At 37.4% G+C, this 9,923-nt stretch carries 9 protein-coding genes; 6 read left to right on the forward strand and 3 right to left on the reverse strand.

Annotated features, from left to right (window positions below; translation table 11 throughout):
* Nucleotides 1-433: 433 nt before the first annotated feature.
* A complete protein-coding gene (locus D5R40_RS26935) occupies nt 434-1,351 on the reverse strand; it encodes a sulfatase-like hydrolase/transferase (RefSeq protein ID WP_282433669.1) in 918 nt (305 codons plus the stop codon).
* On the opposite strand from D5R40_RS26935, the gene D5R40_RS40125 reads away from it, so the two are divergent.
* The 3 genes from D5R40_RS40125 to D5R40_RS26955 all read left to right on the forward strand — a co-directional run bounded on the left by D5R40_RS40125 (nt 1,262) and on the right by D5R40_RS26955 (nt 6,114).
* Nucleotides 1,262-1,447 (forward strand): helix-turn-helix domain-containing protein, encoded by a 186-nt coding sequence (locus D5R40_RS40125; protein ID WP_240039212.1) that lies wholly within the window; start codon nt 1,262-1,264, stop codon nt 1,445-1,447. The two genes, D5R40_RS26935 and D5R40_RS40125, sit on opposite strands and share 90 nt — an antisense overlap.
* A gap of 282 nt (nt 1,448-1,729) precedes the next feature.
* A complete protein-coding gene (locus D5R40_RS26950; RefSeq protein ID WP_124147835.1) occupies nt 1,730-2,131 on the forward strand; it encodes a hypothetical protein in 402 nt (133 codons plus the stop codon).
* Between the two features lie 1,145 nt (nt 2,132-3,276).
* A complete protein-coding gene (locus tag D5R40_RS26955; RefSeq protein ID WP_124147834.1) occupies nt 3,277-6,114 on the forward strand; it encodes a WD40 domain-containing protein in 2,838 nt (945 codons plus the stop codon).
* 751 nt (nt 6,115-6,865) lie between these two features.
* Here the strand turns inward: D5R40_RS26955 and D5R40_RS26960 are convergent.
* Entirely contained in the window at nt 6,866-7,255 is a 390-nt protein-coding gene (locus D5R40_RS26960) for a Rid family hydrolase (protein ID WP_240039211.1), read from the reverse strand.
* Nucleotides 7,239-7,406 (reverse strand): pentapeptide repeat-containing protein, encoded by a 168-nt coding sequence (locus D5R40_RS40130; RefSeq protein WP_240039213.1) that lies wholly within the window; start codon nt 7,404-7,406, stop codon nt 7,239-7,241. The genes D5R40_RS26960 and D5R40_RS40130 overlap by 17 nt, the downstream gene beginning before the upstream one ends.
* 55 nt (nt 7,407-7,461) lie before the next feature.
* On the opposite strand from D5R40_RS40130, the gene D5R40_RS26965 reads away from it, so the two are divergent.
* The 3 genes from D5R40_RS26965 (at nt 7,462) to D5R40_RS26975 (ending at nt 9,855) form a co-directional block, all read left to right on the forward strand.
* Nucleotides 7,462-7,983 (forward strand): pentapeptide repeat-containing protein, encoded by a 522-nt coding sequence (locus D5R40_RS26965; protein WP_124147832.1) that lies wholly within the window; start codon nt 7,462-7,464, stop codon nt 7,981-7,983.
* 19 nt (nt 7,984-8,002) lie between these two features.
* Complete coding sequence (locus D5R40_RS26970) at nt 8,003-8,197, forward strand: hypothetical protein (protein WP_124147831.1); 195 nt, start codon at nt 8,003-8,005, stop codon at nt 8,195-8,197.
* A gap of 662 nt (nt 8,198-8,859) precedes the next feature.
* Nucleotides 8,860-9,855, forward strand: coding sequence for a threo-3-hydroxy-L-aspartate ammonia-lyase (locus D5R40_RS26975; protein ID WP_124147830.1), 996 nt, complete (start codon nt 8,860-8,862; stop codon nt 9,853-9,855).
* The last annotated feature ends 68 nt before the right edge of the window (nt 9,856-9,923 follow it).

The raw sequence follows: 9,923 nt of genomic DNA on the forward strand, positions 1-9,923 counted from the left end.
CTTCTCTTCACCTAACGCTTCACCTACCGCTGCCATCAGCGTCGGCACCCAATCCCGTTTCACGAACCAAAAAACTCCTTAATTTGGGTGGTATTTTCTTTTTGTTGCATTCAATCAGGACTTACGAAAGTCTTGAAAATACGCTATCCGTAGACGGCGAATTGTAGGTTGGGTTGAGCGATAGTGAAACCCAACATTGTCAGGACTCTGTTGGGTTTATCCTACGGATAAGCTCCGCTAACGTTCCTCAACCCAACCTACGTTATTGTTGATTTTTAGGCTTAACTGAACTATATCGATCCAGATCGAACTATTAGCTTGAGTTTGGATAGTTCACCACAAAGCACGATCGCCTTTTCGGGTAAACCATAAACTCACTTGTTAGCTATTTGCAAGGCAAAAACCAAAATCAAAACTCTGAAATTGGAATTGATTACTCAATGGGAGTCACTTCAATTGAATCGATGATGTCTTGAACAATCTCATCAGGATTGCTGGTGACAAGACCCTGACTGGGCGGATACTTTTCAAATGTCTTCAGGTACTTCTGCACCAGTCCGATAGCTGGTGTGATCAAGTACTGTCGGCGGAACCACCAGTCGTTATAGCTGTTTGAATCAGTATCAGCCCGCTCGTAAGGATCTCGGCGCAAGTTAAATATCTTGGGAATCCGCAGTTTCACAAACGGCTCGCGCCAGAGGTCGAAATAGTGGGATCGCTGTTCCATAAAAACCAATTTCCAGTCGCCAAGGCGAACCCCCGGCATTTTTCCTTCATCATTGAAGTAGATGAAGCCTGGACGCGCCCCCTTGGAACCTGCTTCCCCTGCAGTTTCCAGATAAGGCAGTTGGTTATAACCATCTAGATAAGTACCGCAGAGATTGCTGGTGCTCTCTTCAAGGCAATCCTGCATTAGGGTTGTTTTGTAATCCGTGTACTTCTCTTCACCTAACGCTTCACCTACCGCTGCCATCAGCGTCGGCACCCAATCCAAGTGAGAGAAAATCTCGTGGGAAACTACTCCTGCAGGGATATGACCAGGCCAGCTTACCAAAGCAGGAACACGATAGCCACCTTCCCAGTTGGTGTTCTTTTCAGCTCGGAAAGGACTTATACCACCATCAGGCCACATATTATAATGGGGACCATTATCGGTGGTATATACAACAATCGTATTCTCTTTAATACCGAGCTGCTCGACCAAGTTGAGTAACTCGCCTACATGACCGTCATGCTCTACCATGCCATCACCGTAGAAATTTTGGCCACTGATTCCCTTAACCTCGCATTGCGACAACGCCTGAAGGTAAGCGATCCGGAGAACTCTACTATAACTACGCTTGCAGGTCAATTTGGGTTCTGGAGTGCAGGTCATTTTGCTAGAGATTACAAAGCTATGTTTGGAGAGTTGCCTTCAGAGACGTTGCAAAAGACTGCAAAAGTTTAGTTTGAGTATTAGACATCTCCAAAAATCAAAAATAAAATCAATTATTATCCAGAAATTATCAATTATTCCCCTCCACCGGAGGGGTGAGGGGTGGGTTCCCTGTTCCCTGTTCCCTGTTCCCTGTTCCCTGTTCCCTCTTTTCTGGAGATGTCTATATGATGGATAAAATAAAGTTTTCATAAAATGGTTGAGAATTAGTCGATCAATTCAACAATATGGGAAATAATACCAAAATGCTGTTCTAAAATTAAGAAAAGATAACTAGAAAATCTAAAGGTTAATATGGAAAGAGGTTTATTGTGGTTGCCCCTATTGGGTGTGTTTATCTGGTTAGCTTGGGCAGGTTGGAATGAGTATCAAAAGTTGGAATCTTACCGTGCTTGGGCAGAATCTTTTGAGAAAGCTAAATATGATATTTATGCAGTATTGGGTCAAAATGGTGAAAGTATAACTTGTGGAAAACCTACACGCAAGGGACCTGTTAATTTGGAAACCTTTTCTTTGTCAGATGTGATTTCGCTACAATTATTAGTTAATAATAAGGTAGTAGATCCGGAAAATTTACCAGGTCAAGGTAAAGTAGTTTTGGAGTTTATTTTTTCTGATTCTAAAAATATCCAAATTCCCTTTACAGATATTGATTTAGCAGTTAATTGGTGCAAATATTTACAGCAAAAATTATAGTAGTTGAAGTAAACTTTAGTAAATTTGCCTGTTCCCTTAAAAAAATAGATATTTCATCAAAAAAATGTCGGAACGTTCCATGGCAAGTTGTTAAGCATTTAAACCATATATCCAATTTTTGTTCAAGGCAACAGGCAACAGAAAACAGGGAATATAAAACCTAAATGATTTTTAGCTTACCTCCCTATAAGTTTAATGGGTGTTGGTGATGCGTGGCTATGATTTTGCTTTAATGGCGATGGCATAAACATTAACTGAAAAGCATTTTATATTTTGCAAAATTTAGGTTTCATAGCTTGATTCACCAACACCGTTTAATGGGTAGTCCTCCATCGTAATAGTAGATAGGAACAATCAATTTCCAGTGGGAGCATCCTGCCCGCGAGTACGGGAGCAAGATGTTCCCACTGTTTTCCTCACAAAAATAGGCGTTGGTGAAGCGCGGGTATGATACTAATCTTAATTACTTAGGAGTCAACCCACCCCTGTCCCTCCCAGGAGGGGAATTCAGTCGGACCTCCTCAGGAGGGAAGAAAGAAGAATAAACCCCAAGTATAAGGAGAAAGTTTTTTGGTCGGGTAAGTACGGGAGCAAGATGCTCCCACTGTTTTACTCACAAAAATAATAAAAAATCAAATCAATTATAGGGGATAAATTATCAATTATTCCCCTCCCAGGAGGGGAAGGACCTCCTCAGGAGGGAAGAGAATGCGCGAAACATTTGCTCTTGGATGAAGATGAAAATTTTTTTTATACCGAACCCGAGCGGATTTGATATAAACCCTTATTTATCGGTAATGCACAACCATTACAATGTACCACCATCGTTTAATAAATTTCTGGGGATGTCTAATATCAAATCCGGTAGTATCGGTACAATTAATATCGTAGGGGTTTTGTGACCAAACCCCTACCAAGTTTGGAATTTTGCCTCTTTTAGAATCTTCTACTCCAAAGTAAGCGTATTTGATATAATAGAGTCAAGCTTACTAATACCAATTCACTTTAAATATGTCACAAATAGTTTCAACCTTTAGATATGAAATAACTTCCTGAAATTACTATATTGTTAAAGTTTTGAGCTGATAAAATCTTACTTTTGACTTTGAATTTTTGACTTTTAAATTCCCTACTCCCTAAAAAAAATGGTATTAAAATTTCTGAAAAAAATTAGTAAAGCAGTGGCAGAAGCAGCTAAATTTGTTACTCTTAAAAAAGATGCAAAATCTACAAATATAGTAACTACAAAAAATCCCGTTTTAGCCAAACGAAAAGAAAATATTCAACTAGAAAAATTAAAACTAGAATATATCCAAAATCAAGATAACTTTGATTTAGAGAAACTGAGTCAAGATAATTCCCAAGAATTACAGGCATTTATTCAAATTGCCGAAACTACCAGACTCGAAACAAATATAGATTTTCCAAGATGGCTGTTGGAACAAGAAAAAGCAATTCAAATAGAACTACTCAAACAAAACTATGAACTTCAACGAGAATTAGTTGCCTATCAACGAGAAACTTCTCTACAAATTATAGAAGAACAAAAAAGATTAGAAAATTCTCCTATTTGGTTAGTTGCTGCCGATATTCTCAACTCCGATCCAGAGGAAAAAATTCTGCCTCTGCGAGTTTTCTTTGCTCCGCCAAAACTCGTATTTGATAGACTTGAAGCAGCTAATAATTATCCTAATTTTTTCCCTAATATTGAACTGACTTTAGCAGACGGTTTGCGACAATTTTTCATAAATTATACAGCTAAAGGCAGAGAAATAGATTTTTTGGCAGGAGCTTGGGTAAGTAAATCTTTTCATAGTGAAGCCAGTATTAAAGCTTTATTTGGTGTATTAAAATCTCAGCCAACTTTAGTTTTAGAATCAGAAGTTAATGGTAATTATCTCAATTTTAGAATTGCTTATTGGAGTTTAGGTTGGTCGAAATATCGTTACGACCCTATTATTTCTAGATTGCCTTATCAAGATATTTTATATGAATCTGCGAAACTCCGGGCGCGTCGATGGTTAGCAATTAGGTCTAAGTTAATTGCTACCGGAGAAAAAGGGAAAAAAATTGATGAACTTTATGGCGGTAATAATTTAATCAACCTGAAAAAATTACAGCGAGAGCAAAAATTTAGAAAGGCAGGAATTGACATTAGTGAGTTGGATATGAACTATATTGTCAATCAGAAAGACTTTGAGGAATTAGGGAAATTTTTAACTCTTTATCATTGTATATTTGCTGGTTTAGTAGCAGATGAATATTTTTTAGTTGAATATAATCTCCCTCCTATTTTGCCAGAATTATTACCCGATTTAATTAAAAATTTACCAGAATCTCCAGAAGTTGATGAGATGATGGAATCGGTGATTTTATATTATCAAAAAATTTATCAATATTTAGAAATTCAGCGTTCTGGTTGGATGCCAGAATTGACTTTAGATTTAGCTCAAAGTTTGGCAAATTTACAAAATAAAGTTTGGGCAATTACACAGATTGAACATTCCTTAAAATATTGGTTAAAGTCACGGGGTTTGTCGTCAGTTCCAGACAAATTAATTTTGCTATTGGAAGCCATAGAATCTGTAGTAAAAGCAGAAGATTTGGAATATGTAAATAAATTAAATCAATGTTTAACAGCTATTGGTGAAACTAGGCAGTTAAATATAATGGAAATTTGCTACAAACGAGCAGTAAGTAATTTTAAACAGGAAGATTATCTAGGAGCAATTAGTGATTTTGACCACGCAATAAAGCTGAATCAAAATTGGGGTGAAGCTTATTATAATCGTGGTTTTGTTTATGGAAAAATCGGTCAATATCAAGCAGCCATTAATGATTTTACCCAGGCATTGCAGATCAATGAAAATTGGGTAGATGCCTATAATAAACGAGGTGATACTTTTAATCAATTAGGACAATACGAACAGGCGATCACTGACTATCAACAAGCATTAAAACTACAGCCAGACTGTGAAGATGCTCGGCGAAACTTGGGCATTGTCCAGGGAGTTGTGGCAGAAATAAAACGCCAACAACAAGAAGAAATAAAACCAGTATCTCCACCCGTTCAAAAAACATCAAAACAACAGAAACATAAACTAGAAAATTGTGTTGTAACTAATGAATTTCAGGCACATTCAGAAGGAGTAAGTTGTCTTGCCATCAGTCCAGACGGACAAATATTAGCTAGTGGTAGCTATGATGACACTATTAAGTTGTGGCAGTTGAGTACCGGAGAAGAAATTTCTACTTTTACAGGACATTCCGACGATGTGGAGTCAGTGGCATTTAACCCTAATGGCGAGATATTAGCTAGTGGGAGTTACGACCACACTATCAAACTATGGCAGTTGAGTACAGGCAAAAAAATTCGTACTTTGCGCGGACATTCCAATGATATTGAGTCCTTAGCATTCAGTCCCAATGGGCAAATATTAGCTAGTGGTGGCGACGATAACCAAATTAAGTTGTGGCAGGTGAGTACGGGTAACGAACTTCATACTCTCACAGGGCATTCTCAGAGGGTTTGGTCTGTGGAGTTTAGCAATGATGGGCAGATGTTAGCAAGTGGGAGTGGTGACAATACGATTAAGATTTGGCATTTAGCTACAGGGCAAGAAATTAAAACTCTCAGGGGGCATTCTGGTTATGTGAGTGCAGTTGCGTTTAGTACTGACGGTGAAATATTGGTGAGTGGCAGTGATGACAACACTATTAAGTTATGGCAGTTGAGTACGGGTCTGGAAGTAGCTACTTTGACTGGGCATGACAAAAGTATTTGGTGTTTAGCAGTTTCGCCAGATGATACTTTGCTGAGTGGGGGTGCGGATAATATGATTAAAATATGGCAGTTGAGTACAGGTCTGGAAATGGGTACTTTGACTGGTCATGCTTTGGGTGTTTTAGCTGTAGCAATTTCTCCTGAAGGAGATTTTTTGGTCAGTGGGGACGGTGATGGTTGTATTAGGGTTTGGCGATAGGTTGTTTGCACTCAGGAGTCATATCATGTCCGCTTGAATAGTTACACCTTGGTGAAGGGAAGGCAGAAGGATTTCTGGCAATTTTGATTTAATTTTATACACAAACTATGCTACCGGACATGATATCAGGAGTCAAGAAGGAAGACGAGAAGAAAGTTTTTGACCGCTAATTAAAACTCACATTCCGCACTTCAATTTCTAACATTAAAAGTAGTAGAAAAATCCGTAACTTGGTAGATATTTATACTATATAGCTCCTACATTTGACCTTTCTCAGCAGTCAGATTCTCAGGAAAATATTAAGTACAAATACTCAATTACTTACTCCTATTGACCACTATAATTGTCTCCTGTCTCCTAATAATACCATTTTGAAAAAAGAATGTTACGAATAGTAAGAGGGATAAAAATAATTTTCAGGAGACATCCCTTTGACAAAAAAGATGATTTCCAACCTAAAAAGTGGTATTGAAGCCATTCCCATACGACTCCTGACTCCTGACTTCCCCTCCTGGGAGGGGGAGGGGCGAGGGGTGGGTTGACTCCTAAAAAATCCCCTAGTTATTTGTAGCAAAAATTTATCAAAATGGTATAATAGACATCTCCGAAAAAGAATAGACTTTTTGCAGAAGTAGGCAACAGGCAACAGGCAACAGGCAACAGGCAACAGGCAAAAGGGAAGAAAATTTATGAAAAAAGACACAAAAAATAATCTATATGTGTAATTTCCACTCCTATGTCTAATAAGTATTCAACCGGATTTTATATTAACTGTGGCAAAGTCGTTGATGTCTTTGAGGAAAATGGTGGTTTTGACAACGTTTGAGCAAACTCCACCTACTGCTGTAAGAATAGCTTCTAGGTTTTTCATTACTTGTTCTGTTTGTTTACTTACATCGTCGGTATAGACTATTTGATTGATTCTAGTGTCGATCGCTATTTGACCTGATACAAAAATCATTTGATTATATGGACTAACTGCTTCGGGTGCTTTGTCGGTTTTGATTATTTTGCGTATTGTAGTAGGTATTATTGTTTCTATTTTTTGTTGGTTATCGCTTGGTGTTTCTGCTTTGGTAAATTCTTCATCATTCGGCATTATGGTATCAGTAAAGTCTGCATCTTTATACTTTCCACCCATAAGTTTTAGCACCAGATAAATTGGCTTTAATCAGATTAGCTCCTTCTAAGTCAGCTCCCATCAAATTTGCTCCTTGTAAATTTTTCCTTTCTAAATTTACTTCTTTGAGAGAAGCTTTTTTAAAGTTTGCATTAGTAAGGTTTGAGCCAATACCACATCACTATATAATATATAATAGATGTAAATATCAATAAAAATTAAAGACTATGAAACTGCCAAAAATTATTACTATTACCCTTTTAACAATTGCCGGATTAACTACGCCAATTCTAGCAGAAAATGCCAATGATATCCGAAGATTTTTAGATAATCCATCAGCAGTTTGTCAAGGATGCGACCTTAGTGGAGCTGACCTTAGTAATATCAGACGACGAGGTGCAAAACTTAGACAAGCTAACTTAACAAATGCCGACTTAAGCAAAAGTAATTTTAGTGGTTCTTACTTTACTTGTGCTGACTTAGCTGATGCTAACCTGCAAAATACTAACCTCCAATGGTCTAATTTAGTGGATGCTAATCTCCGTGGAGTTGACCTCAGAGGTGCTGACCTCAGCAAGACTGATTTAAGTGGTGCTATTTTCGAGGGTGCTTTAACAGAAGGGGTAATATTAGAAGGAGCAAAAATGCCTGATGGAGCAACTATTTATGATGGCCGTGGTTTAGAGTCATTTCAGCCTAGACCCATTTTATCTCAAGCACGAGTTCAATGTCTGGGAGACCAAAAATAATCGGTAGTGGTGCATACTCATGGTAGAGGGAAATGGAGATATGTGGAGATGGGGAGATGGGGAGATGGGGAGACCTGGAGCGGAAAAAACTGTGAGTAGGAAAGAAACCGAAATACATCCTCTCTCTTGGTCGATTGGATATGGGGAAGTCTCCTCGCCATCCCACTCTACGGGAAGCTCCGAAGATCAACCGCTTTCTTTTAATTGGAGCTGAGGTAATAACAGTTGACATCATTAGGTAATTTGTCCCAAGTTTTATCAATAGACATCTGGTAAAAATCAAAAATCAAATCAATTCTCACACTATATATATCAATTATTTCCCCTCCTGGGAGGGGGAGGGGCGAGGGGTGGGTTCCCTACTGCCTACAGCAAAGCTGCCTACTGCCTATGCGTGGAGGAGATGTCTAATACCATTACCGTTGCAGGACTGCCAAATAATCTTAATTGTTGAAGTTTGGTTGAAGAATAAAACTTCAAACTCTTAATATAAAATTACTTCAAATTATGATTAATTAGTTTGGTATGAGGTCTGGAGATAGTGAATTGTTTATAGTCTAATGAATGGTTAAATAATTTGATATTATAGGCTTTGTGAGAATCCCCTATTCCTCTCCCCAACCTAAAATTTCTTTGTTTGTTTTTTCTTTTTACCAAATAATTAAGCTTGAAAGCTTCTACGCATCAAGAATAAAAAAAATCATTTTAGTCAATCCTCTAATTTTAAGGAGAAGTAATTATGAATGATAATTGTTATAGGAGTTGCCATTACTATATTTGACAGATAAAAAGCTTAAAACTTAGATCACGCCAGATTTTTCCTTCTTCCTTCTTTCTTCTTCATTCTGCTATAATTGTTGAATATTTTCAGAAAATATGTCTATTTATTCCTCAAAATCTGCCGATCATTTTGTAGTTAATTACAATAATATTACGGCCGCAGCTAATCGTTTATTGTCGGTGGCTAATCGCACACCTGTAATAACTTCAAAAACTGTAAATCAACTAACTAACTGTCAAGTATTTTTCAAGTGTGAAAATTTTCAACGAACAGGATCATTTAAGTTTAGAGGAGCTTACAATGCTCTATCTCAACTATCAAAAACTCAAAAACAATCGGGAGTCTTAACCTACTCTTCGGGCAATCATGCTCAAGCGATCGCCTTAGCAGGAAAATTATTAAATATTCCCACAACTATAGTTATGCCCGACAACGCTCCACAAGTAAAAAAAACGGCTACTCGTGGTTATGGAGCAGAGATAATTTTCTATGATGTAAATGAAATAAATAGAGAAAAACTAGCTCAAAAAATTGCTCAAGAAAAAGGTTTGATAATTATTCCTCCTTATGACCATTGTGATATTATTGCCGGACAAGGTACAACTGCTTTAGAATTAATTGAACAAGTAGGAAGTTTAGATTTACTATTAGTATGTTGTGGTGGGGGTGGTTTACTTTCTGGTTGCGCGATCGCCACTAAAAATCTCTTAAAAAACTGTCGAGTTATTGGCGTGGAACCGAAAAATGCAGATGATGCAACTCGGTCTTTTTATTCTAAAATTCTACAAACTGTATCTAATCCTAATACTATTGCTGATGGTGCTAGAACACCTTATTTAGGCAAGTTAAATTTCCCATTAATTTTGAATTATGTTGATGATATGGTGACAGTTTCAGAGGAAGAAATTTTAAGAACAATGTATTTTATCTGGGAGAGAATGAAATTAGTAATAGAACCCACTGGAACATTGGCAGCAGCAGCTTTATTAGAAGGTATTGTTAAAGTTTCTGGTGTGAGAGTTGGAGTAATTATTAGTGGAGGAAATGTGGATTTAAAACAGGTGGGAGAGTTATTTAAATTTCTTAATTAACTGTAAATAAATTATATCATGTCCGTTTATATCGTTTGTGTAAACCCAAGGGTGAATATCTACAGGAA

Source organism: Okeania hirsuta, from assembly GCF_003838195.1.
Lineage (GTDB): Bacteria > Cyanobacteriota > Cyanobacteriia > Cyanobacteriales > Microcoleaceae > Okeania > Okeania hirsuta.